We start from the raw sequence: 22,886 nt of genomic DNA on the forward strand, positions 1-22,886 counted from the left end.
TTTAAAATGAAATGCTTGAAAAAAAACCGTTAAAGTGTAAAAATCCTACCTTATACATTTAAACAACATTCAAACAATAAAACTGCCTGCCGGCTCAAACGCATGCCGACAATACGATAGGCACCGGCAAAAGGAACTTTCGTGAATATTAAAACAAACACATATCTGGCCCTTGCTGTCCTCTCAGCTTCCCTTCTTTCAGGTTGCGACAAAGTCAGCACCTTTTTCGGCAAAGACGAAAACAAAGAACTCGTCCAACGCATAGAAACCAATACCGATGACGGAAAAGTCGGTATGTTGCTGCCCGACTTCGCCCAACTGGTGCAAAACGAAGGACAGGCAGTCGTCAATATTCAAGCGACACCGGCGAAACGCACTGCGACACCGGATGACGACCACAGCATGGACCTGAGCCAATTCCCCGACAACGATCCGTTTTACGAGTTCTTCAAACGCCTCGTTCCCAATATGCCCGACATGCCGCAAGAAGATACCGAAAGCGACGATTTGAATTTCGGTTCCGGCTTCATCATCAGCAAAGACGGCTATATCCTGACCAATACCCACGTGGTTGCCGGCATGGGCAACATTAAAGTCCTGCTCAACGACAAACGCGAATACACGGCCAAACTGGTCGGCTCAGACGCCCAATCCGATGTTGCCCTCTTAAAAATCGAGCCGCAAGAAGACTTGCCGGTTGTCAAAATCGGCAATCCGAAAGATTTGAAACCGGGCGAATGGGTAGCCGCCATCGGCGCACCTTTCGGCTTTGACAACAGCGTAACCTCCGGCATCGTCTCCGCCAAAGGCCGCAGCCTGCCGAATGAAAACTACACGCCGTTCATCCAAACCGACGTTGCCATCAATCCAGGCAACTCAGGCGGCCCGCTATTCAACCTCCGCGGCCAAGTAGTCGGCATCAACTCGCAAATTTACAGCCGCAGCGGCGGTTTCATGGGCATTTCGTTTGCCATTCCGATTGATGTTGCCATGAATGTGGCCGATCAATTGAAAGCCAACGGCAAAGTCCAACGCGGTCAATTAGGCGTGGTTATTCAAGAAGTTTCTTATGATTTGGCCAAATCTTTCGGTTTGGACAAAGCAAGCGGCGCACTGATTGCCAAAATCATGCCAAACAGCGCGGCACAACAAGCCGGTTTACAGGTTGGCGACATCGTACGCAAAGTGAACGGCGAAGAAGTCCGCGCTTCCAGCGATTTGCCTGTTATGATCGGCTCGATTATGCCGGGCAAAGAAGTGACTTTGAGCATCTGGCGCGGCGGCAAACAAACCGATGTCAAAGTCAAACTTGGCAGCGCAGCCGAGCAAACGGAAACTTCTGCCAAAGAAGCCGAACACCCACAACACGAAGGTGGCCATGACGGATTTACCGTTGAAAACGCAGGCGTTACCCTGCAGGTTGAAAACGCAGATGGCAAACAACGCTTAATCGTTCTGCGCGTTAGCGGTGCGGCCGAACGTGCCGGCCTCAAACGCGGCGACGAAATCATTGCCGTCAGCCAAATCAGCGTCAATGACGAATCCACTTTCCGTAGCGCATTGGAAAGCTCAGGCAAAAACGTACCGCTTTTGGTACAACGCGATGGCAATACTTTGTTCCTCGCGCTAAATCTGCAATAGTCCGATTTTCAGACGGCATGATGATGTGTTAAATGGTAAAATACCCATCTGTCAGAGGCGGTGGGTATTTTGTTATCCGTCTTCCAATTTAGGCCGTCTGAAAATATTTCACCGCTTATATACAAGATAATTATGCAACTTATTAATTATTCAAATTCTATTTTATCCATCGTCCCGGCAGCCATTGCGCTCGCCTTGGCCATTGCCACGCGCCGTGTATTGCTATCCCTGGGTGTCGGCATTATCGTCGGCTCATTCCTGCTGGTAGGCGGTAATCCACTCGATGCCTTGGTTCACTTAAAAGACATGGCGGTCAGCCTGACTTGGGCGGACGGCGATTGGTCTTTGGGCAAACCCAAAATCCTGCTCTTTTTGGTGCTTTTGGGGATTTTCACTTCCCTGCTGACGCATTCCGGCAGCAACCAAGCATTTGCCGATTGGGCAAAACAGCATATCAAGGGCCGTCGCGGTGCGAAGCTGCTGACCGCCTGTCTGGTATTCGTTACCTTTATTGACGACTATTTCCACAGCCTTGCCGTCGGTGCGATTGCCCGCCCTGTAACCGACAAATTCAAAGTTTCCCGCGCCAAACTGGCTTATATCCTTGACTCCACTGCCGCACCAATGTGCGTTTTGATGCCGGTATCCAGCTGGGGCGCATCGATTATCGCTACTTTGGCAGGCCTTTTGGTAACTTACAACATTACAGACTACACACCGATGGGCGCATTCGTGGCCATGAGCCTGATGAATTACTACGCCGTCTTCGCGTTGATTATGGTGTTTGTCGTTGCTTGGTTCTCCTTCGACATCGGCTCCATGGCCCGTTTGGAACGCGCCGCTTTGAACGAAATTCATGATGAAACCGTTGAAACAGGCCATCCCAACGGCCGTGTGTTCGCACTGATTGTGCCGGTTTTGGTACTGATTGTCGCCACGGTTTCAGCCATGATTTACACTGGCGCACAAGCTTCTGAGACCTTCTCTTTGCTCAGCGCGTTTGAAAATACCGATGTAAATACTTCCCTCGTGTTCGGCGGTACTTGCGGCGTATTGGCCGTCATCCTCTGCACCATCGGCACCATCAAAACCAGCGACTACCCTAAAGCCATTTGGCAGGGCATCATCTCTATGCGCGGCGCCATTACCATCTTGATTTTGGCATGGATCATCAGCACCGTTGTCAGCGAGATGCACACCGGCGAATACCTCTCCACTTTGGTGGCAGGCAATATCCACGCAGGCTTCCTACCCGTGATTTTGTTTCTGCTCGCAGGCGTGATGGCCTTCGCTACCGGCACAAGTTGGGGCACATTCGGCATCATGTTGCCGATTGCCGCCGCCATGGCCGTCAAAGTCGAACCTTCGCTGATTATCCCTTGCATGTCCGCCGTCATGGCCGGTGCCGTATTTGGCGACCACTGCTCGCCGATTTCCGACACCACCATCCTCTCTTCTACCGGCGCACACTGTAACCACATCGACCACGTTACCTCGCAATTCCCTTACGCACTAACCGTTGCCGCCTCTGCCGCTATCGGCTACCTGATTTTAGGCATGACCGGCTCTGCGCCTTTAGGTTTTGTGGTAACCGGCATCGTAATGGTTGTGTTGATTTTCATCTTAAAAGACAAGAAAAAAGCAACTGCCTAATTCAAAACCAATATTCAGACGGCCTGAGATATTCCGACACGCTCAGGCCGTCTGAATATTGCAATTACCCATATATACATTATTCAGGACAAAACAATGAATACGCCCCATCTTCCACGCGGCCCAGTCATGGCCGACGTCGCTGCCTATCATCTGACCGAAGAAGAAAAACAACGCCTGCTCGACCCTGCCGTCGGTGGCGTTATTTTGTTCCGCCGCAACTTTGAAAACGTCTCCCAACTCAAAGCTTTGGTTCAAGAAATCAAAGCCGTCCGTACACCTGAACTCATCATCGCCGTTGACCACGAAGGCGGACGGGTTCAACGTTTTATTGACGGCTTCACCCGCCTGCCGGCCATGAACGTATTGGGCGAAATTTGGGACAACGAAGGCAAAGAAGCCGCCTGCGCCCAAGCAGAACAAGTCGGCTGGGTTTTGGCAACCGAACTCTCCGCCTGCGGTATCGACCTATCCTTTACGCCTGTATTGGATTTAGACTGGGGGCAATGCGCCGTCATCGGCAACCGCAGTTTCCACCGCGACGCCAACATCGTGACCCAGCTTGCCCTTGCCCTGCAAAAAGGCCTGAACAAAGGCGGCATGAAATCTTGCGGCAAACACTTCCCCGGCCACGGCTTTGTCGAAGGCGACAGCCATCACGTCCTGCCTTGCGACGAACGCAGCCGCGAAGGGCTCGAAGCCGCCGACCTTATCCCATTCCGAGCATTGAGCCAAGCAGGCATGGCCGCAGTCATGCCTGCCCACGTCGTATACCCGCAAATCGACAGTCAACCTGCCGGCTTCTCCGAAAAATGGCTGAAACAAATCCTGCGCCAAGAAATCGGATTTAACGGCGTTATCTTTTCAGACGACCTGACCATGGAAGGTGCATGTGGTGTCGGCGGTATTAAAGAACGCGCCCGACTTTCTTTTGAAGCGGGCTGCGACATTGTACTAGTGTGCAACCGCCCTGACTTGGTAGATGAATTGCGAGACGGTTTTCACGCACCGGCAAACGCCGACTTGGCAGCACGTTGGCAATACATGGCCAACACATTGACCGTACAAGAAACTGCCGACATCATGGCAACCGAAGAATTTCAAGCCGCCCAACAGGCAACCGCCAAACTGGCAACGCCTAAAGACATCGCAGGCGGTGTCAAAGTCGGCGAAGCATTCTGATTCAAGGCCGTCTGAAACATTGACGGCAAATAAAAAAAGGAAGACTTGAAAAGTCTTCCTTTTTTTATTTAAACCGATTAGCGGTGTTGCGGATTGTAACGGCTTTCCAATCGCAGGAATACCCAGCCCAAAAAGCTTGTCAGCACCAAATAAATCAGCGCGATTGTATAAAGCGGTTCTTCATAGACAGAATAGCGGCCGGTAATCGTGCTTTGTACATAAGCCAACTCAGCCACGCCGATGACGGACAATAATGAGCTGTCTTTCAACAAAGTAATAAATTCACTGGCCAATGGCGGCAACATACGGCGCAAAGCTTGCGGCAAAATCACATAACGCATCGCCTGAGTATAGGTCAGACCCAAAGAACGCGCAGCTTCCATTTGGCCCTTATCAATCGACTGGATACCGGCACGGAAAATCTCACAAATATACGCACCCGAGTTCGCAATCAACGCCAAAGAACCGGCAATCAACGCACCATAAGAACGGCGCAAATCAATGGCTGCTTCGCCGCTAATCAATACACCGTCGGCCGGATGAACAAAAAATGGGAACCAAACATAAGCCCAAATCACAATTTGTACAAACAATGGCGTACCACGAAACAGCGTCACATACCAAAAAGAAATCTTACGCAACACCCAAGCCAAGACACGCATCGGCACACCGGCTTTTTCCGGATTGATCAAACGCGCCAATGCCAGCAGCAAACCCAAAACTGAGCCGCCTGCCGTTGCAACCACCGTCAGTCCCAGCGTCGTCAACACGCCGTATAAAAACATCCAGCGGTATTCATAAATAATGTCAAAACGAAAATCCATAACCCTTCCGTCGGTCAAAATCGGTAACTAATCCGAATATTTTTTAAAATGAAGCTTAATATTTTACAAGAAAATACATTGCTTGAACGGTTTTTTGTTAAATTATTCCGCCCAACCCTGCTTTTTTTACATTTCCAATGAATTGCAGCCCCTTTTCACCTTTGCCCATATAGGACATTTTCCGTATAAAAAACAAAGCGCAAACCTGACACAAAATTGACCGAAATACAAAAACAGCGGATAATCCGCCCATTCTTCAAACATCTTTCAGACGGCCTTCCCTCTTTCCTTGAGGGCCGTCTGAAAACATTTTAAAAAGCATAAAACATGAAAGCACCCGAACTCTTATTGCCGGCAGGCGGCCTCGAACGCATGCGCGCTGCCTACGATTACGGCGCAGATGCCGTTTACGCCGGCAGCCCGCGTTACTCCCTGCGCGCCCGCAACAACGAATTTGCCAAACTCGACGTCCTCGAGCAAGGCATTAAAGAAGCGCACGAGCGCAACAAAAAATTCTTCCTGACCGTCAATACGCTGCCGCACAATTCCAAACTCAAAACCTTTGTTTCCGATATGGAACCCTTGATTGCCATGAAACCCGACGCGCTGATTATGGCGGATCCGGGCTTAATCATGACTGTGCGCGAAAAATGGCCGGAAATGCCGATCCACCTATCCGTTCAGGCAAACACCACCAACTACTGGGGCGTAAAATTCTGGCAGAACATCGGTGTCGAACGCATCATCCTGTCGCGCGAATTAAGCATGGAAGAAATCGCCGAAATCCGCCAAGAATGCCCCGACATCGAACTCGAAGTCTTCATCCACGGCGCATTGTGCATCGCCTACTCAGGCCGTTGCCTATTGTCGGGCTATTTCAACCACCGCGATCCCAACCAAGGCACCTGCACCAACTCCTGCCGTTGGGACTACAAAGTCCACAACGCCACTGAAAGCGATGCGGGCGACGCCCAGCTTCTGCAAGGTTTCAACTTTGAAAAAGCCCAAGAAGAAGCCAACCAAAACTTTGAAGGCATCAATGGTCAAAAACGCCACCCATACGCTGACAAAGTTTTCCTGATTGAAGAGTCCAACCGCCCGGGCGAAATGATGCCGATTATGGAAGACGAACACGGCACCTACATCATGAACTCCAAAGACCTTCGCGGCATTGAAGTGGTTGAAAAACTGGCCAAAATCGGCGTGGACAGCCTCAAAGTCGAAGGCCGCACCAAGTCGCTTTATTATGTTGCACGCGTAGCTCAGTCCTACCGCAAAGCGATTGACGATGCCGTTGCAGGCCGTCCGTTTGATTACAGCCTGTTGAGCGAACTCGAAGGCCTTGCTAACCGCGGCTACACGAGCGGCTTCCTTGAGCGCCACCAAACTCAGGATTACCAAAACTACCTGACCGGCCACTCCATCGCCAAACAAAGCCAATATGTCGGCCACGTTACCGAAATTGATGAAAACGGCTGGGCGACCATCGAAGTCAAAAACCGCTTTGCCATCGGCGATTCACTCGAAATCATCCACCCGAGCGGCAACCAAACCATCAAATTAGAACAAATGACCCGCAAAGGCCAGCCTGTCGATGTTGCCCCAGGCAACGGCATTCAGGTCAAAATCCCGAATATGCAAGGCAAAGAAAAAGCTTTGGTTGCGCGGATTATGAATCCTTAAGCATCAACAAAACAAAGGCCGTCTGAAACTTTCAGACGGCCTTTTAAATGATCTATGCTATTTTAAGCCTGTTCTTGCAATACGGCGGCAATCAATTCTTCCGCACCATCATCTGCCAGTTTTTTGGCAACAGCGCGACCCAAAGCATCGGCGTATTCGGCAGGGGCTTGCGCGTCTGCCTGCAAAATGACTGAACCGTCAGGATGACCGACCAAGCCGCGCAAGGTCAGTAAGCCGTTTTCTTCAGTGCAATATGCGGCCAGCGGCACTTGGCAGCTTCCACCCAAAGCGCGCGCCAACGCACGTTCGGCCGTAACGCAGGCGTGTGTGGTATCGTGGTTTAACGGCTTTAAGACTTCGTACAAATCTTCGCGATGCGCTGCAATTTCAATACCCAATGCGCCTTGTCCGGCGGCAGGCAGGCTGTCGGATTCCGACAAAATCATGCGGATGCGTTCGTCCAATTCCAGACGCTGCAAACCGGCGGCGGCCAAGATAATCGCATCGTATTCGCCGTTATCGAGTTTGGACAAACGGGTTTGCACATTGCCGCGCAAAGGTTTGATAACCAAATGCGGATAGCGCGCACGCAACTGGGCTTCGCGGCGCAGGCTGGATGTACCAACGATGGCGCCTTTGGGCATTTCTTCCAAACGCGCGTATTGGTTGGACACAAACGCGTCAAACGGATTGGCGCGTTCGCCGATGGCTGCAAGCGCAAAACCTTCAGGCAAATCCATCGGTACGTCTTTAATAGAATGCACGGCCAAGTCGGCCCGACCGTCATACAAAGCCTGTTCCAACTCTTTGACAAACAAGCCTTTACCGCCGACTTTTGACAAAGTTCTGTCCAAAATCTGGTCGCCGCGCGTGGTCATGCCCAAAATCTCGACTTCGCAATCGGGATACAGGGCTTTCAGACGGCCTTGGATATGTTTTGCCTGCCACATGGCAAGCAGGCTTTCGCGACTGGCGATAACGAGTTTTTTCGGGTTCATAATGGTTGCCTGAAAGATGGAAAACGGCATGAAGTCTATCATATTTTGGGCGGTTTTTCAGACGGCATGGGGGTGAATATGTTATATTTACGCCTAAAAACCAAATTTTCCGGACAACATGAAACGCGCCAAACAATATCCTTTTTTATCCTTACAGCGGCAACGTTTTCATCTGAACTTTGAAAACGCCTCTTCCGCCGCCAACCTTCCGAGCGAACGCGATTTTTACCGCTGGGCGTGGTCTGCTTTGAAAAACGAATACCGCCGCGCTGACATCAGCCTGATTCTTCTGGACGAAGAAGAAGCCCGCGCCTACAACCGCGACTACCGCGGCAAAGATTACGCCACCAATGTATTGAGTTTTGCGCTCAACGAAGGTGAAATCCTGCCCGACCAGTTTTCAGACGGCCTGTATGGCGATTTAGTAATTTGCCCGCAAGTGGTTTTAAAAGAAGCCGCCGAACAAGGCAAAACACCCAAGCAGCATTTTGCCCACCTGACCATACACGGTACTTTACACCTGATGGGCTACGACCACATCGAAGACGATGAAGCCGAAATAATGGAAGCCGAAGAAATCCGCCTGATGCTGGCGGCAGGCTTCCCCAACCCCTACCAAGAGGACGAATATTAAAATGGACGGTACGCAGTCGAAACCCAAGTTTTTCGAACGCCTAATCTCCCGACTTGCCGGCGAGCCCGATTCCGCCGAAGACGTATTGACCCTGCTGCGCCAAGCGCACGAGCAGGAAGTTTTTGATGCCGACACACTGACCCGGCTGGAAAAAGTATTGGACTTTGCCGAGCTGGAAGTGCGCGATGCCATGATTACGCGCAGCCGCATGAACGTATTGAAAGAAAACGACAGCATCGAGCGCATCACAGCCTACATCATCGAAACCGCCCATTCGCGTTTCCCCGTCATCGGCGAAGACAAAGACGAAGTTTTGGGCATTTTGCACGCCAAAGACCTGCTCAAATATATGTTCAACCCCGAGCAGTTCCATCTGAAATCCGTCTTGCGCCCTGCCGTTTTCGTCCCCGAAGGCAAATCACTGGCCTCCCTTTTAAAAGAGTTCCGCGAGCAACGCAACCACATGGCGATTGTCATTGACGAATACGGCGGCACATCCGGCCTGGTAACCTTTGAAGACATCATCGAGCAAATCGTCGGCGACATCGAAGACGAGTTTGACGAAGACGACAGCGCCGACAATATCCACGCCGTTTCTTCCGAACGCTGGCGCATCCACGCCGCAACCGAAATCGAAGACATCAACGCCTTTTTCGGCACGGAATATAGCAGCGAAGAAGCCGACACCATCGGTGGCCTGGTCATTCAAGAATTGGGGCACCTGCCCGTACGCGGCGAAAAAGTCATCATCGGCAGCCTGCAATTTACCGTCGCACGCGCCGACAACCGCCGTCTGCACACCCTGATGGCCACACGAATTAAAGAAAACACGGATAAACCATGATTATTCTGGATCACGTCTCCAAACACTATCAAACACGTGACAAAAAAGACTTTGTCGCCATCGAGCCGACCAGCCTCGAAATCAAACAGGGTGAAATCTTTGGCCTGATGGGCTACTCCGGTGCAGGCAAATCCACCTTGTTGCGTCTGATTAACTTATTGGAACGTCCGGATACAGGTACCGTCAGCGTGTGCGGCCAAGAACTGACCGCGCTCAACGCCACGCAATTGCGCCACGCCCGACAAAACATCGGCATGGTGTTCCAACAGTTCAACCTATTGAGCAACCGTACCGTTGCCGAAAACGTCGCCTTTCCTTTAGAAATTGCCAAATGGCCGTCTAAAAAAATCCAAGCGCGTGTTGAAGAATGTTTGGAAATCGTCGATTTGCAAGACCGTGCCAACCATTACCCGTCCCAACTTTCCGGTGGTCAAAAACAACGTGTCGGCATTGCCCGCGCACTGGCGCCGCAACCTCAAGTCATCCTCGCCGACGAACCCACTTCCGCCCTCGACCCCGCCACTACGCGCAGCGTTTTGAAGTGTTTGGAAGACATCAACCGACGTTTTAACGTAACCATCGTCATCGTTACCCACGAAATGAGCGTTATCCGCCGCCTGTGTGACCGTGCCGCCCTCTTGGACAAAGGCCGTCTGCTGGAAATCGTTGAAGTACACGGCAACCAAATCCATGCCCAATCCGAAATCGGGCAAGAGCTGATTCGAGAGGACTAATATGGCAGATTTAACATTTGAAAGTGCTGTTGAGACCATCGTCAGCATGAAGGGCGAAATTATCCAAGCCTTGGGCGAAACCTTTATTATGGTCGGCTTATCGACTACTTTCGCCGTTATCTTCGGTACGGTTTTGGGCGTATTGCTGTTTGTGACATCAAGCCATCAGTTGCACTACAACAAACAGCTGAATTTGTTTTTGGACAACCTGGTCAACCTGATGCGCGCGTTTCCTTTCGTCATCCTGATGATTGCCATGATTCCTGTTACACGCGCCATCATCGGCACGACCATCGGCCCGGTTGCCGCCTCATTGGTATTGAGCGTATCCGGCTTGTTCTACTTCGCCCGTCTGGTCGAGCAAAACCTGCGCGAAGTACCCAGAGGCGTAATTGAAGCGGCCTCCGCAATGGGTGCTTCCCCCATGAGCATCATCTGCAAAGTGCTTTTGAATGAAGCGCGCGCAGGTATGGTTTCCAGCATTACCGTACTGGCTATCGGCCTTCTGTCGTACAGCGCGGCGGCAGGTATGATTGGCGGCGGCGGCTTGGGCGACCTTGCCATCCGTTACGGCTACTACCGCTATCAAATGGAAGTCATCATCTTCATCGTCGCCATGCTGGTTTTACTCGTTATCCTGATTCAAGGTATCGGCAACAGATTGGCACGCAAATTGGACAAGCGTTAAGCAAACAGGCCGTCTGAAATGGACTTACTATTTTTCAGACGGTCTGTTATCTGTTTAGAACATATTAGGATATATATTCCAAATAAATTTACAAAAAACGTCCTCATATTTCCAAAATAGATTTACAATCCCTCTTTTTTTAACGGCGGCAGATTGAGGCCGTCTGGAACCGTTTTATCATCCATCAGGAGCAAAATATGCAAATCAACACATTCTTCAAAACCCTTTCAGCCGCTGCGCTGGCCATCGTACTGGCTGCCTGCGGCGGTCAAAAAGACAGCGCGCCTGCTGCCTCTGCCGCTTCTTCTGCCGACAACGGCGCAGAGAAAAAAGAAATCGTCTTCGGTACAACCGTCGGCGACTTCGGCGATATGGTTAAAGACCAAATCCAACCGGCTTTGGAGAAAAAAGGCTATAAAGTCAAACTGATCGAGTTCACCGACTATGTGCGCCCCAACCTTGCTTTGGCTGAAGGCGAATTGGACATCAACATCTTCCAACACAAACCTTATCTGGATGACTTCAAAAAAGAACACAAACTGGACATCGTTGAAGCCTTCCAAGTACCGACCGCACCTTTGGGTCTGTACCCTGGCAAATTGAAATCTTTGGACGAAGTGAAAGACGGTGTCAGCGTTTCTGCACCTAATGACCCATCTAACTTTGCCCGTGCATTGGTTATGTTGAACGAATTGGGCTGGATTAAACTGAAAGCCGACGTTGACCCGCTGACTGCTTCTAAAAACGATATTGCCGAAAATCCAAAAAACATCCAAATCGTAGAACTTGAAGCCGCCCAACTGCCACGCAGCCGTGCCGACGTTGACTTTGCCATCGTTAACGGCAACTACGCCATGAGCAGCGGCATGAAACTGACTGAAGCCCTGTTCCAAGAGCCAAGCTTCGCCTACGTTAACTGGTCTGCCGTCCGCACTGCCGACAAAGACAGCCAATGGCTGAAAGATGTAACCGAAGCCTACAACTCTGACGAATTCAAAGCCTACTCAAAAAAACGCTTTGCCGGTTACAAATATCCTGCTGCATGGGGTGAAAACGCAGCTGCAGGTGCTCAAGCCGAAGCTGCTTCTACTGCTTCTGCAACCAAATAAGTAACTTTTTGAAAAAAGGCCGTCTGAACATTCAGACGGCCTTTTTCTATTGATTATCTCTTCTCAAAGCTCAAAACAAGTTTTTTGATTAACGCCAAATACTTACGTAATTCCCTTTTTAAAACCAAATCAATATGTTGTAAAAAAGTTCAATAAAAATTCATGTTTTTATTCAATAAAATCAATCACTAAATGAATTATTCTAATTTTTTATAATATTCACTGGTAATGTTCCGTTTATCCTGATATTATACCGTTCATCCAAAGACATCCGGTTATCTGAATTACAGACCGTTCATCTGAATTGCTTGCAACCACTTTGTCGGATTTTCCCATGTATGTTGTGTTTTTCCGTATCGAAGGGGTTTGAGCGGTTGAAACCGTATTGCTTAGATATTAAAGCTTCATGCTTTGAAATGAGTGAATTTTTGTTTTAAGTGTCGTAATCTCTTGCTAATTACTCCCAGCTGCAAGAGTTTCAGGGTTGCCCCCTTGGGCAGCCCTTCTTTTTTTATATTTCATTATTTCAATATCTTAGACTTTCCCTTATTCATATATTCAAACCAACTGGCAAAACCATTCTTTTTCTCAATCTCAAATCTTCTTCAATTCATTATTCGGCATCACCAGCCAAACCTGTGCCTTTTTAACTTGGGCCGCTGCTCGGATGGCCGCTTCATCCATAATAGAAAATGCGGTAGAAAAAGCATCGGCAACTGCCGCACTTTCCGCCATAACGCTCATGCTTTTATAGCGCGGCTGGCTTCCGCCTGTGCGCGGGTCAAACAGATGGGTAAATTTGCCTGCCTCGTCCATTACCGTGCCATAGCCGCCCGATGTGGCAAACGCTTGATTTTTCATGGCAATGGTGGTCAGGATTTGGTCTTCTTGGTCAGGATTGCGGATGCTGACATTCCACTCGCGCTGGTTGGCATTATCAAAGCCGTAAATCTCCCCCATATCAATCAATGCCTGGGTAACGCCTTGCTGCTTTAATAACTCGACTACTTTATCAGTGATATAGCCCTGCGCAATGCCGTTGAGCGACAAGCCCATGCCTTTTTGGGCAAAACGGATTTCTTTGGTATCAAAATCGACTTTGTTGAAATCCACTAATTTGAGCGTGTCTTTGATACTGCGTTCGGATGGCGGTGTTTCGGTTTTGGGGTTTCGCCTGAAGTGGTCGGCATACAGATTCCACAATGGCTGAATGCTGGGATCAAATGCACCCTGTGTCAGCTGATGAATATCTCGACTGATGCTGAGTAGCTGCAAAAAATCGGATGGCGGATTTTTCAGACGGCCTTCTCGGTTTAAACGGCTGATCAGGCTGTCGTCCCGATACAGGCTGAAGATTTTTTCCAATCGTGAGACTTCCGCCAATACTTTGTTGACCAGTATTTCCGCCTGCTTGCGCTCAACGCCGAACAAACGCAACTCCGCACCCGAACCCAACGCAATGCCTCTCCAAATAACTGGCTGCTCTTCTTGATTCAGGCTGGCCGAATGAGTCGGCTGATTGGTTTTGCGGCTAATGGCAAAGGGAATGCCGGCACCGGCGACAAGTGTGGCGGCGATGGCAAAGAAACGGCGGCGCGTTAAAGGGGTGGACATGGAGTATTCCTTGGATTTTTATCTTTACATTGAAAGCCGCATTCATCAAATCATCAATCGACAGCTTCCAACACAAAGGCCGTCTGAAACTGTTTCAGACGGCCTTTTATTGATTGTTTTATTTGAAAATGTATTCGTCTGGCATCTCTGCAAAACCGACTACTCTGCCGCCTTTTTCTTTGGCGAATTTTTCAGCCTGAGCCTTGTCGGCAAACGGAAGCGCGTCTTCCGCACCCATGCCGCCGATAAAGCTGCTTTCGATGACGTAATAGGCTTTTTTCGCATCTATCCATTCGGCGTCGGCATTGGGTTTTTCCCAATCTTTGACTTTGCCCATATCGGTAACATAGATGGCATGAATGCCTTTAGGTTCTTCGGGCAGCTTGGTATAGCCGAACATCTGCTTGATGGTGGAAAACCAAACCGGTTTGTCAGGTTTGCCGTTCAAGAAGATTTGCGCTTTAGGGCCGTTGTGTTCGGTCAAATTCATGCTGCAGTAATGACCGACTGCGCTGTCGCTGATTTGTTGGGGCGTAGGCGGAGGAGTATTTTCCTCTTTGCTACAAGCAGATAAAGCAAGGATGGTGAATGCTGTAAATAATATTTTTCTCATATTTGTCTCTTTCCGAAAATCCAGGCGGCTAAGACCAAAGGAATGATAACCCATAATACCTGCGCCGTCAGCAAAACCGGCATAGTCAGGCTGATTTGATCGCTCAAACCGGCCATACCTGCGTACATCGCGGTGTTTTCATAACCGGTCAGGTTGAGCAGACGGTAAATGTCGGAAGGATTGAACAAGAGAATGGTTTCTACGACAGGCGCGGTAATGACTTGTTCGGTATCGGCAACCAAAACACCCAAAAGCGCCATATCGAAAATCACCACAAAAAACAGCCATACGCCGATGGCGATACCGGCGGCAGTACCGCGTTCTTTGACTTTCGCGCTGATCAAATATCCCATAGACAAAAAGGCTGCGCCAAGAATCACACTAGCAACAATCAGAAGGGCGAAAGGTTTCCATGCGGTAAGGTCAAAGCCGCCGTTGGCAAGCTGGAGGGTAATGCCGGCCAATCCGTAGCCTGCCGTGGTGGCAAGGGCAAGGATGATGAGATGGCCGATAAATTTGCCGGCAAGGATTTGGTTACGCGAAATCGGATAGCTCAACAACAGTGCCATCGTACCGCGTTCGATTTCGCCAATCAATGCATCATAAGAGAGCAACATCGCAATCAGCGGAATCAGGAAAATCGATAGGCTGGAGAGGCTGACAACGGTAACGGTCAACGGATCGACTTTGACAGTACCGGTGGGCGAGCTGCCCAGGAAACCCAATGACAGGGCAAGCGCGGCAAGCAGGAGCGCGGCAGCGAGTACCCAACGGTTGCGCAGGCTGTCGCGGACTTCTTTGCCGGTAATAATCCAAACGGGGTTCATACGTCTTCCCTTTTTAAGAATTGTGCGTACATATCGTCAAGTGTCGGGGTATGGATATCGATATAGGCAAGGTTGCCCAAATCACCCAATTCGCTCAAAAGTCCCATACGCTCTTCGGCTTTACATTGCGCTTTATACGACAGGCCGTCTGAAAGCGGCTGCCAACGCTCGCTCAACGGACGCGCTTCTTTCAAACGGACATTGACGGTCAACGGCAAACCACTTTGAACATGCAACTCATCCATGCTGCCATCGGCAACTTTCACACCGTTTTTCATGACGATAATGCGGTCGGCGTGGCCATCGAGTTCTGCAAGCGCGTGCGTGCTGAGCAATACGGTTGCACCGCGTCCATTCAGCTCGCGCACGACTTCGTAAAACATTTGGCGTGAAGCCGGGTCAAGGCCTGTGGTCGGTTCGTCAAACAATAAGACTTTAGGCTCGCCCAACAAGGCTTGTGCCAAAGCGAGACGCTGGCGCATACCTTTGGAGTAAGTGCCGACACGGCGGCGTGCCGCTTGAGAAATGCCGACGCGTTCCAACAACTCACGGTTTTTACTCAAGGGCTGTTTTTTCAGCTTGGCATAGAAATCCATGGTTTCAATGCCGGTCAATGAAGGATGAAGCGCGACGGTTTCAGGCAGGTAACCGATTTGGCTGCGAAGCAGTGCGCCTGCCTTGCTGCCGGTACGCTCGCCCAGCAACATGACTTCGCCTTCGGTCGGTGTAATCAGGCCGAGTATCAGCTTCATGATGGTGGATTTGCCTGCACCGTTATGCCCTGCCATGCCGACGCTTTCGCCTGCTTTGAGGACTAAATCGACTTGGTTGACGGCTTTTTGACTGCCGAATTGTTTGGTCACGTTTCTTAATTCGACGTGGTTGGTCATGAATAATTCCTTTGTGCTGTTTCAGACGGCCTCATTCAAAAGGCCGTCTGAAAACATGTTTAATTCAAAGATCCGTTTTCGGCATCGCTCCAATCGGATTGGCGCGTACTGGCTTCGTGCAACAGCTCATCCTTCATGGCTTCGTATTTGGTGCTTGTTTTGTTGCTGATCGGTTTCATCAATGGCTTACTGTCGATGACGCCGCCCGGCAAAATAGCGGGGAACTGCGATTGCGCCCATTTGACAATGCTGACAGCAGGACTGTTCATCAACAGACGGGACACGGGGGCGCGCCAAATAATTTGGTCGATAATACCGTTCGGTCGATAGGCATTGTCGCCAAAACCATCGCCATCAAGGTCGAATGTGCTGTTGTCGCTCCAATAATTGCCTCGGCCGCCCTCTCCCCAATCAAGGAAACGGGTGCTGACGTATTTGACTTGGCTTTCGTTGTTGATAAACGAATTATTGGACAGGCTTGTGCCTTCAATGGCCGCGGTAAAGTGAATACCGATTTGACAGTTTTCAAAATGGTTGTCGAAAATTTTATTGTAGTTGGCATTGTAGGCAAACACGCATTTGCCTGCCTTGTTGATCACATTATCGTGAATTTCGGAATAATTGACGTAGTTGAGCATAATGCCTTGGTCGCGGCTGCCAACGGCAATGTTGCCATACACTTTCAGGCGTTCGGAAAACATCAGCACATAACCCATGTTGTTGCCGACGGAGATATTGTTGCTGACTTCGCTGTCATTGGTGTACATATAATGGACGGCAAAGCGTAAGTCGCTAAAACGGTTGCCTTTGTAGGTATTATGGGTACTGGTATTTGAAAAAATACCGTCACGGCCTTTGGAAATATCGTTATCGACCACTTGCGCACCCGGCGCATTCCAAACTGTTACGCCATTACCGCGCTCATTCACGCGCAATGTGGCTTCTCCGACAATCTTATTTTCGCGCACCATCGATTCTGCCGCGCCATGGATGTACACGCCGACAGAGTTGTCCAAGACATTATTGTGTTCAACCAATGCACGCGGAGCCGTTTCCTCGAGGTAAATCCCTGCATCCATGGCCGGCAGGCTCAAGCCTGAATTGGAAACTGTCAGATTGCGCAGAGTCACGTCAGGCGCATGAACGGCAATGGTACGCCCGCTCCTGTCGCCAACAATCTTGGCGGAGCGGTCGGCCGGGCCTTCAATGGTAATCGGTTTGTCGATATAGAGTTTGGTCTTGTATGTACCGGAGGCAAGCTTGAGCGTATCGCCGGCTTGGGCGCGCGCTAAAGCATCATTGAGATTGTCTTGTGCGGATACGTTGATGACTACGGCAAAGGCCGTCTGAACCATACTGCCCAACAGCAATACGAATGCGGCACGTTGCCATTTGGAACGATGGGATGGTGTATGCGTCATAATCATATCTCAATTTCAGACGGCCTGTTTTCTACACAATAAACATATGCAGAAACAGGTATTTTGATGTTATAGCGAAGCTGTCTGATGATAGCTTATATCTCATTGCAATATCTGCTGACAAACAGCTTTGCTATAAAGGCCGTCTGAAAGAATGTCTTTTCAGACGGCCTAAAGGATTAAATCATCAAACCAAAATTATTTTGGTTTAACAATCATTTGGCCTGACATTTCCATGTGCAATGCGTGGCAGAACCATTGGCAGTAGTACCAGTGTACGCCTGGACGAACTGCTTTGAAGGTTACAGAAGATGTTGCTTGCGGGCCAATCTCCATAGCGATACCGTAGCCTTCCAAAGTGAAGCCGTGAGTCAAGTCCTCAATGGTCTCAACGTTGGTTACGTATACGGTCACTTCGTCGCCTTGGTTCACTTCAAATTGAGGGATACTGAATGCAGGCGCAACGGCAGTCATGTACACGCGTACTTTGTTGCCTTCGCGTACGACTTTAGCGGCTTTTTCCAGCTCAACGCCATCTTTTTGCGCTTGTTCCAAAGCATCTTTCCAGAACCATGGGTCTTTGCGGTCCCAAGTTTTGCTTGGATTCACTTTGGAAGCAGAAACCAGACAGAAGTCATGTGGCTCTGCAAAAGTCGGGTTGTCATGAACCAGACGCATTTCATCGCCGGAGATGTCGATCAATTGGTCACACTCAGGTTTCAGAGGACCTGCGTTCAGGAAGCGGTCTTTGGAGAATTTGTTCAAAGACACCAACCATTTACCGTCGGCTTCTTTGGTTTCGCCCATGGTAGTGTGGTTGTGGCCAGGTTGATAATGAACGTCAAGTTTTTGTTTGATCGGATCGATTTTCTCGCCTTTGTAGGCTTTAATCGCATCGTCGATGTTCCATTTCACCATTTGGCTGTCGATAAACAATGTAGTATAGGCATTGCCGCGACCGTCAAATGCAGTGTGTAATGGGCCAAGACCCAGTTGAGGCTCGGCTACGACAACATCGCGCTCTTTGATTTTGCCTGCAAACAAATCGTCCAGTTTGCTGACATCCAATACGGTAACGGTTGGAGACAGTTTACCGTTGAGCATGATGTATTTGCCGTCAGGGCTTGCGTTACAGCCGTGAGGAGAGTTAGGCACAGGGATGTAACGGGTGTATGGAGAGTTGGCTTCTGCACGGCCGTCCAACATTTTCACGCCGTTAACTTCTTTGAAGTCGCCTTTTTTGATGCCTTCTTCGATAGCGGCTAGGTTAAATACCACACACCAGTCTTGCTCGTTGGAAGAAGCACCTTGTACAGTCAGAGCGCGTTCAGAGTTATAGCAGGTAGAGAAAGAGTATTTACCTTGGTAGTCGGCATCGCCGTTGTCCAAGTTACCGTCTACCAAAACTTGCCATGCGATTTCCATGGTTTCGCCGTCAATTGCGGTATAAACGGCATTCCAAGTTTTCGCATCATCCCATTTACCTACGCCGTCAACTGGAACAATGTGTTCGCCGTTGGCAAAAACGTAACCGGTTTTCGGATAACGTTGCGGACGTAGACCGTGGATACCTGAAGCATTAGGAATATCGATGATTTTATCGGTTTTCATTACATCCAAGCGGACGCGGCAAACACGGGTGTTTGCTTTATCGTTGGCGTAAGCATAACGGCCATCGTAAGTTTGGTCGGTGAAAGACAAGTGCGGGTGGTGCAAGTCGCCGTTAGGGTAGCAACGAAGACCGCTATCTTGCAGGAATTTACGGGTTTCCGGCGTAATATTTCCGTTCAAAACGCTCAGGCTCTCGTTGGTACGACCCCAACCGGTAGCGCTGTCCATATTGAATACTGGGATACGCATCAGTTCGCGCATAGATGGCAAACCGATCAAGCGCATTTCGCCTGATTGACCGCCTGACAGGAAACCGTAGTATTGGTCAAGTTCACCTGGACCCACTTCGGAAGTCATTTTGCCCGGCTCGGCAGAATGAGCAGCTGCTTTTTCAGCAGGAGCTGCGCCAGAAGCAGCAGCTTTATCACCCTCACCGTTAGAGCAACCGGCCAAGCCCAACAAACCGGCACCGGCAATACCTGCACCGGAAGCAGCGGCAGTACCTAAGAATGAACGACGGCTTAAGCCGTTTTGTTCTAATTTTTCGTCTGACATACGACACTCCTTGGATAAAATCCGGCGGCCGATTTTTTTCAGACGGCCTGCCGATGAAAAAATTTCTAAGTCGGGCTGCCGATACAGCCCTCTTTTATTTTATAAATAACTACTTATCAACACTAATTGCTGATTCTTTTTTAACAAACCGAACAACTTGTTCTTGGGCATTTTGCGTTGCTGCCGCATCATGCTGCTCAGATTTTGCCGCCGCTTGTTTTTGTTTTTTCTTATTCGTTGCCACTACTTGAGGACAACGCGTATCGTGGTGATACATTACCTGGCAATGCAGACATTGGATACATTCGTTCGGATGGATATCGCCTTCTGGTGCAATAGCCTGTACCGGACATTCATGTGTACAAATCTGACAAGGGTTGCCACACATTTTATAGCGGCGCAGCCAGTCAAACACACGGAAGCGACCCGGCAATGCGATACCCGCACCCAAAGGACACAGATAACGACAGAAGAAACGTTCGATAAACAAACCGGCAATCAACAAAGCTGCAGCAAACAATACAAACCACCATTCGCGCATAAACTTCAGAATAATTGCGGTTTTGAAAGGTTCAACTTCTGCAAATTTTTCAGCAGTGCCCAAATCGTACAGGGAAATAGCCAGCAAACCGAAGAAGATAACATATTTAATGGCTGTCAGGCGCGTATGCAATAAATGTGGCACAGTAATTTGTTTTACGCCCAATTTTTTAGCAACACGATTGGTCAACTCCTGCAATGAACCGAAAGGACACAGCCAACCACAGAACGTACCTCTATTCCACAACAGCATGGTCGCTGCTGTAAAGAGCCACAGAATGAACACCAGCGGATCCATCAGGAAGAATTCCCAGTGAAACTCAGTCAAAACCGCGGAGAATAAGGTGAGCGTATTGACAACTGATAATTGAGCTTGCGCATACCAACCAATATAAACTAAGGTAAATGTCAGGAAGCAGAGGCGGAAACGGTCATACCATTTTTCGTAACGTACAATCCAGTCTTGGAACAGGAATACCAACAGGAGAATTGTCAAAGCAATACCGACAACAATAATTTGACCTTGTTTGGCTTTCCAAACCTGTTTCCAAAGTTGGTTGGAAACACCATCATCACCGGCAGTCGCATCTTCGGCAATACCCGTACTTTCAGGAGCTGAAGCTACAGCCGCAACTTGCTCAACCGGCGCGCTGATTTCAACAGGTGGTGCTTTTGGATCATCGACATAGTAGCCTTTTGGCAATTCGTAATCCAAATCTGCATTCACAAAAGCTTTATCGTTAACGCTCAACACACGTTGAATCATCAGTTGTAAACGCCATGGCTCAGCAGCATCAAATTCCACACCTTCCGGGATGGTAAACCAAGAGACCTCTTTAAATGCAGGTGCACCTTCCGCTGCCAAAGCAACTACACGCTCATGTTGTGCATCAGTAAAACGGAAGCTGGTATCGCCCTGAATCATTTCGATACGGTCGAAGATACCGCCACGCACATAGCCTGAGCCCTTCCAAGAGTATCGGCCTTCACCGGCAACCATAATCGCCTGTTGACCTGGTTGCAAACGTTTTTGCAGATTATTCCAACCGGCCTCACCTAAAAGGCTTTTACCGATAGAAGGTTGGCTGACCAAAGCAACATATAAATCAACGAATGTATCGTTACCATCACCCTGCTCTGCATGCTCAGCAACACCAGCTTTACCGCCTTTTTCAAACAGTTTGTTGATATCGTCAACAGAAATATGCAGATGACCAACAGCTTTTTGTTCTAACAGTGCATTCCAAGACTGGATGTCTTGTTTATCAGGATTCACAGCACGACGAGGGCGAGTTTGAACCGCAGGCTCATTTGCAGCCTGCTCACCAGAAGCAGCAGCACCTGCTTGAGCCGCTTTATCTGTACCCAAATGATATTGATGAATAACCGATTTGACAGAACGCTGAATACTGTCGTTAATCACCATTAACGTTACAGTCGCACCACTGATGATATCAGCAGGAGCCACGCCAGGCTGCGGAGGATTTTTAATGAAATTTAAGCCAATATATTTATCAATGAATTTGTCGACTCGGGATTGCGGAATACCAATCAGCATAATTGGTTCATGATGTTCAACCAATTTTGCTCCCGCAATAGTGCCATCATTCGCCAATGCAATCATCGTATCAATCGGCTTACTCGAATAACCGCGCGTATTGACCACATCAGTCGTGATATAAACTAAGCCAAGCTGCTCTTCGCCTTTATATACACGAGCAACCAAAGGCTTACCTTCCGGTTTGCCGTAGCGATCAGCACCAGGAAAAATTTCAGAAGGCTGAACTTTTGCCAAAAAATCAGGCAAGCGCTCCGCGTAAGCAGGCAGGCTTACTATCATCATAGAAAACACAGCAAACAGCACAAGGATTCGTTTCCAAATGCCACTTAAGCACTTCATTTCAAGACAGGACATGGTTATTCCCGATATATCGATACTCTAAACACTTATATTATATGAATCATCTATCAGCAATAATTTGATTAAAATCAAATTTACAAATCTTAAAACCAAATTCTACATGCTAATAATACTTTAGAACTATAAAAATAAATCTTTTATTAGTAGACATGAAATATAGGAAAATCAACTTAATTCAATAACCATCTTTATATTGTTAACTTATTTATAATAATACTCAAAACAATTTCCAAAATTTTGTTTGGCATATATTTAATAGAATATAACCCGGTTTAGATTCCCATAGGCCGTCTGAAAAAATATCGAAAATACTTTAATCTGCTCCTGCAATAACAAAATACACTCCCTACGAAAACAAAAAGAGCCTGTATAAAACAGGCTCTTTTTCAGACTAATCTTAAATCAGATTAGAATTTGTGACGCAGGCCAACAGTACCAGCAGTTTTCTCGTATTTAGCATCGCCTTTGCCTTCTTTCAACCAGCCGGCAGACAACAGGGCAGAAGTGCGTTTAGAGAAGTCGTAGTCAGCACCAACGATAACTTGGTTGTAAGCGCTGTTCTCTTGTTTCACGCCTTCTTCTTTAGCTTTGAAGCCGTGAGCGTAAGAAACACGAGGAGTTACGTTGCCGAAGCGGTAAGCAGCAGTTGCACCAACTTCAGTACGTTCGTTTTTCTTAGCACCAGCTACGTCAGCTTTGAAGCCTTCGTATTGACCTACAACAGCAACCATCAGGTTGTTAGCATCGTAACCAGCAGTCAGACGGTGAGCTTGGTGATCTTTATAAGTACCAGCAGTCAAAGTAGTGTTGCTGTTGAACGCATCCAGGTAACCAGAAGTCAAGTCAGCACGTTTAGCATAAGAACCAGCGTAGCGACCGAAGAAGCCAGAGTTTTCGTAGTTCA

19 protein-coding genes are annotated in these 22,886 nt (G+C 48.8%); 9 read left to right on the plus strand and 10 right to left on the minus strand.

Going from position 1 to position 22,886, the window contains the following annotated elements; translation table 11 throughout:
* The first annotated feature begins 141 nt into the window (after positions 1-141).
* From HMPREF2606_RS07665 to nagZ, 3 genes are all read left to right on the plus strand, one after another.
* Complete coding sequence (locus tag HMPREF2606_RS07665; protein WP_070711918.1) at positions 142-1,641, plus strand: DegQ family serine endoprotease; 1,500 nt, start codon at positions 142-144, stop codon at positions 1,639-1,641.
* Between the two features lie 132 nt (positions 1,642-1,773).
* The gene (locus HMPREF2606_RS07670; RefSeq protein WP_070711916.1) at positions 1,774-3,294 is read left to right on the plus strand and encodes a Na+/H+ antiporter NhaC family protein; all 1,521 of its coding nucleotides are present in this window, start codon (positions 1,774-1,776) and stop codon (positions 3,292-3,294) included.
* Between the two features lie 96 nt (positions 3,295-3,390).
* Entirely contained in the window at positions 3,391-4,476 is a 1,086-nt protein-coding gene (gene nagZ, locus HMPREF2606_RS07675) for a beta-N-acetylhexosaminidase (protein ID WP_070583463.1), read from the plus strand.
* Positions 4,477-4,553: 77 nt separating this feature from the next.
* Here nagZ and HMPREF2606_RS07680 read toward each other — a convergent pair whose 3' ends face one another.
* Positions 4,554-5,300: an amino acid ABC transporter permease gene (locus HMPREF2606_RS07680; RefSeq protein WP_070711915.1), complete on the minus strand. Its 747-nt coding sequence runs from the start codon at positions 5,298-5,300 to the stop codon at positions 4,554-4,556.
* A gap of 327 nt (positions 5,301-5,627) precedes the next feature.
* Here HMPREF2606_RS07680 and yegQ point away from each other — a divergent pair, with 327 nt between their 5' ends.
* Entirely contained in the window at positions 5,628-6,983 is a 1,356-nt protein-coding gene (gene yegQ, locus HMPREF2606_RS07685; RefSeq protein ID WP_003679384.1) for a prephenate-dependent tRNA uridine(34) hydroxylase TrhP, read from the plus strand.
* A 62-nt stretch (positions 6,984-7,045) separates the two neighbouring features.
* On the opposite strand, the gene hemC is transcribed toward yegQ, so the two are convergent.
* Positions 7,046-7,981 (minus strand): hydroxymethylbilane synthase, encoded by a 936-nt coding sequence (gene hemC / locus HMPREF2606_RS07690; RefSeq protein ID WP_141745143.1) that lies wholly within the window; start codon positions 7,979-7,981, stop codon positions 7,046-7,048.
* A gap of 118 nt (positions 7,982-8,099) precedes the next feature.
* On the opposite strand from hemC, the gene ybeY reads away from it, so the two are divergent.
* The 5 genes from ybeY to HMPREF2606_RS07715 all read left to right on the plus strand — a co-directional run bounded on the left by ybeY (position 8,100) and on the right by HMPREF2606_RS07715 (position 11,990).
* Positions 8,100-8,615 carry an rRNA maturation RNase YbeY gene (gene ybeY, locus HMPREF2606_RS07695; protein ID WP_070583455.1) on the plus strand — a complete coding sequence of 172 codons (516 nt, stop codon included), beginning with the start codon at positions 8,100-8,102 and terminating at the stop codon, positions 8,613-8,615.
* 1 nt (position 8,616) lies between these two features.
* Positions 8,617-9,459: an HlyC/CorC family transporter gene (locus HMPREF2606_RS07700; RefSeq protein WP_070843481.1), complete on the plus strand. Its 843-nt coding sequence runs from the start codon at positions 8,617-8,619 to the stop codon at positions 9,457-9,459.
* Complete coding sequence (locus tag HMPREF2606_RS07705; RefSeq protein ID WP_070711913.1) at positions 9,456-10,193, plus strand: methionine ABC transporter ATP-binding protein; 738 nt, start codon at positions 9,456-9,458, stop codon at positions 10,191-10,193. The genes HMPREF2606_RS07700 and HMPREF2606_RS07705 overlap by 4 nt, the downstream gene beginning before the upstream one ends.
* Before the next feature lies 1 nt (position 10,194).
* Positions 10,195-10,881 (plus strand): methionine ABC transporter permease, encoded by a 687-nt coding sequence (locus tag HMPREF2606_RS07710; protein WP_070711912.1) that lies wholly within the window; start codon positions 10,195-10,197, stop codon positions 10,879-10,881.
* Positions 10,882-11,078: 197 nt separating this feature from the next.
* Entirely contained in the window at positions 11,079-11,990 is a 912-nt protein-coding gene (locus tag HMPREF2606_RS07715; protein WP_070711910.1) for a MetQ/NlpA family ABC transporter substrate-binding protein, read from the plus strand.
* A 594-nt stretch (positions 11,991-12,584) separates the two neighbouring features.
* Here HMPREF2606_RS07715 and HMPREF2606_RS07720 read toward each other — a convergent pair.
* From HMPREF2606_RS07720 to HMPREF2606_RS07755, 8 genes are all read right to left on the minus strand, one after another.
* The gene (locus tag HMPREF2606_RS07720) at positions 12,585-13,604 is read right to left on the minus strand and encodes an FAD:protein FMN transferase (protein ID WP_070711907.1); all 1,020 of its coding nucleotides are present in this window, start codon (positions 13,602-13,604) and stop codon (positions 12,585-12,587) included.
* Positions 13,605-13,722: 118 nt separating this feature from the next.
* Positions 13,723-14,217: a nitrous oxide reductase accessory protein NosL gene (locus tag HMPREF2606_RS07725; RefSeq protein ID WP_070589555.1), complete on the minus strand. Its 495-nt coding sequence runs from the start codon at positions 14,215-14,217 to the stop codon at positions 13,723-13,725.
* Positions 14,214-15,044 (minus strand): ABC transporter permease, encoded by an 831-nt coding sequence (locus tag HMPREF2606_RS07730; RefSeq protein ID WP_070583442.1) that lies wholly within the window; start codon positions 15,042-15,044, stop codon positions 14,214-14,216. The genes HMPREF2606_RS07725 and HMPREF2606_RS07730 overlap by 4 nt, the downstream gene beginning before the upstream one ends.
* Entirely contained in the window at positions 15,041-15,934 is an 894-nt protein-coding gene (locus HMPREF2606_RS07735; RefSeq protein ID WP_003684436.1) for an ABC transporter ATP-binding protein, read from the minus strand. The genes HMPREF2606_RS07730 and HMPREF2606_RS07735 overlap by 4 nt, the downstream gene beginning before the upstream one ends.
* A 59-nt stretch (positions 15,935-15,993) precedes the next feature.
* Positions 15,994-17,361, minus strand: coding sequence for a nitrous oxide reductase family maturation protein NosD (locus HMPREF2606_RS07740; protein ID WP_070711905.1), 1,368 nt, complete (start codon positions 17,359-17,361; stop codon positions 15,994-15,996).
* A gap of 192 nt (positions 17,362-17,553) precedes the next feature.
* Complete coding sequence (nosZ, locus tag HMPREF2606_RS07745) at positions 17,554-19,521, minus strand: TAT-dependent nitrous-oxide reductase (protein ID WP_070583437.1); 1,968 nt, start codon at positions 19,519-19,521, stop codon at positions 17,554-17,556.
* Between the two features lie 109 nt (positions 19,522-19,630).
* Positions 19,631-21,976 (minus strand): NosR/NirI family protein, encoded by a 2,346-nt coding sequence (locus HMPREF2606_RS07750; protein WP_210400406.1) that lies wholly within the window; start codon positions 21,974-21,976, stop codon positions 19,631-19,633.
* A 413-nt stretch (positions 21,977-22,389) separates the two neighbouring features.
* Positions 22,390-22,886, minus strand: a 497-nt coding sequence (locus tag HMPREF2606_RS07755; protein WP_210400407.1) for a porin, incomplete at its 5' end; no start/stop codon positions are given.

The organism is Neisseria sp. HMSC070H10 (genome assembly GCF_001837635.1).
GTDB classification, from domain to species: Bacteria; Pseudomonadota; Gammaproteobacteria; order Burkholderiales; family Neisseriaceae; genus Neisseria; species Neisseria subflava_A.

Coding starts and splice junctions, on each gene's coding strand:
- yegQ (WP_003679384.1), top strand. CDS start 5,628: ATGAAAGCACCCGAACTCTTATTGCCGGCAGGCGGCCTCGAACGCATG.
- HMPREF2606_RS07750 (WP_210400406.1), bottom strand. CDS start 21,976: ATGTCCTGTCTTGAAATGAAGTGCTTAAGTGGCATTTGGAAACGAATC.
- HMPREF2606_RS07740 (WP_070711905.1), bottom strand. CDS start 17,361: ATGATTATGACGCATACACCATCCCATCGTTCCAAATGGCAACGTGCC.
- HMPREF2606_RS07680 (WP_070711915.1), bottom strand. CDS start 5,300: ATGGATTTTCGTTTTGACATTATTTATGAATACCGCTGGATGTTTTTA.
- ybeY (WP_070583455.1), top strand. CDS start 8,100: ATGAAACGCGCCAAACAATATCCTTTTTTATCCTTACAGCGGCAACGT.
- nosZ (WP_070583437.1), bottom strand. CDS start 19,521: ATGTCAGACGAAAAATTAGAACAAAACGGCTTAAGCCGTCGTTCATTC.
- HMPREF2606_RS07705 (WP_070711913.1), top strand. CDS start 9,456: ATGATTATTCTGGATCACGTCTCCAAACACTATCAAACACGTGACAAA.
- HMPREF2606_RS07735 (WP_003684436.1), bottom strand. CDS start 15,934: ATGACCAACCACGTCGAATTAAGAAACGTGACCAAACAATTCGGCAGT.
- hemC (WP_141745143.1), bottom strand. CDS start 7,981: ATGAACCCGAAAAAACTCGTTATCGCCAGTCGCGAAAGCCTGCTTGCC.
- HMPREF2606_RS07710 (WP_070711912.1), top strand. CDS start 10,195: ATGGCAGATTTAACATTTGAAAGTGCTGTTGAGACCATCGTCAGCATG.
- HMPREF2606_RS07730 (WP_070583442.1), bottom strand. CDS start 15,044: ATGAACCCCGTTTGGATTATTACCGGCAAAGAAGTCCGCGACAGCCTG.
- HMPREF2606_RS07720 (WP_070711907.1), bottom strand. CDS start 13,604: ATGTCCACCCCTTTAACGCGCCGCCGTTTCTTTGCCATCGCCGCCACA.
- nagZ (WP_070583463.1), top strand. CDS start 3,391: ATGAATACGCCCCATCTTCCACGCGGCCCAGTCATGGCCGACGTCGCT.
- HMPREF2606_RS07670 (WP_070711916.1), top strand. CDS start 1,774: ATGCAACTTATTAATTATTCAAATTCTATTTTATCCATCGTCCCGGCA.
- HMPREF2606_RS07700 (WP_070843481.1), top strand. CDS start 8,617: ATGGACGGTACGCAGTCGAAACCCAAGTTTTTCGAACGCCTAATCTCC.
- HMPREF2606_RS07725 (WP_070589555.1), bottom strand. CDS start 14,217: ATGAGAAAAATATTATTTACAGCATTCACCATCCTTGCTTTATCTGCT.
- HMPREF2606_RS07715 (WP_070711910.1), top strand. CDS start 11,079: ATGCAAATCAACACATTCTTCAAAACCCTTTCAGCCGCTGCGCTGGCC.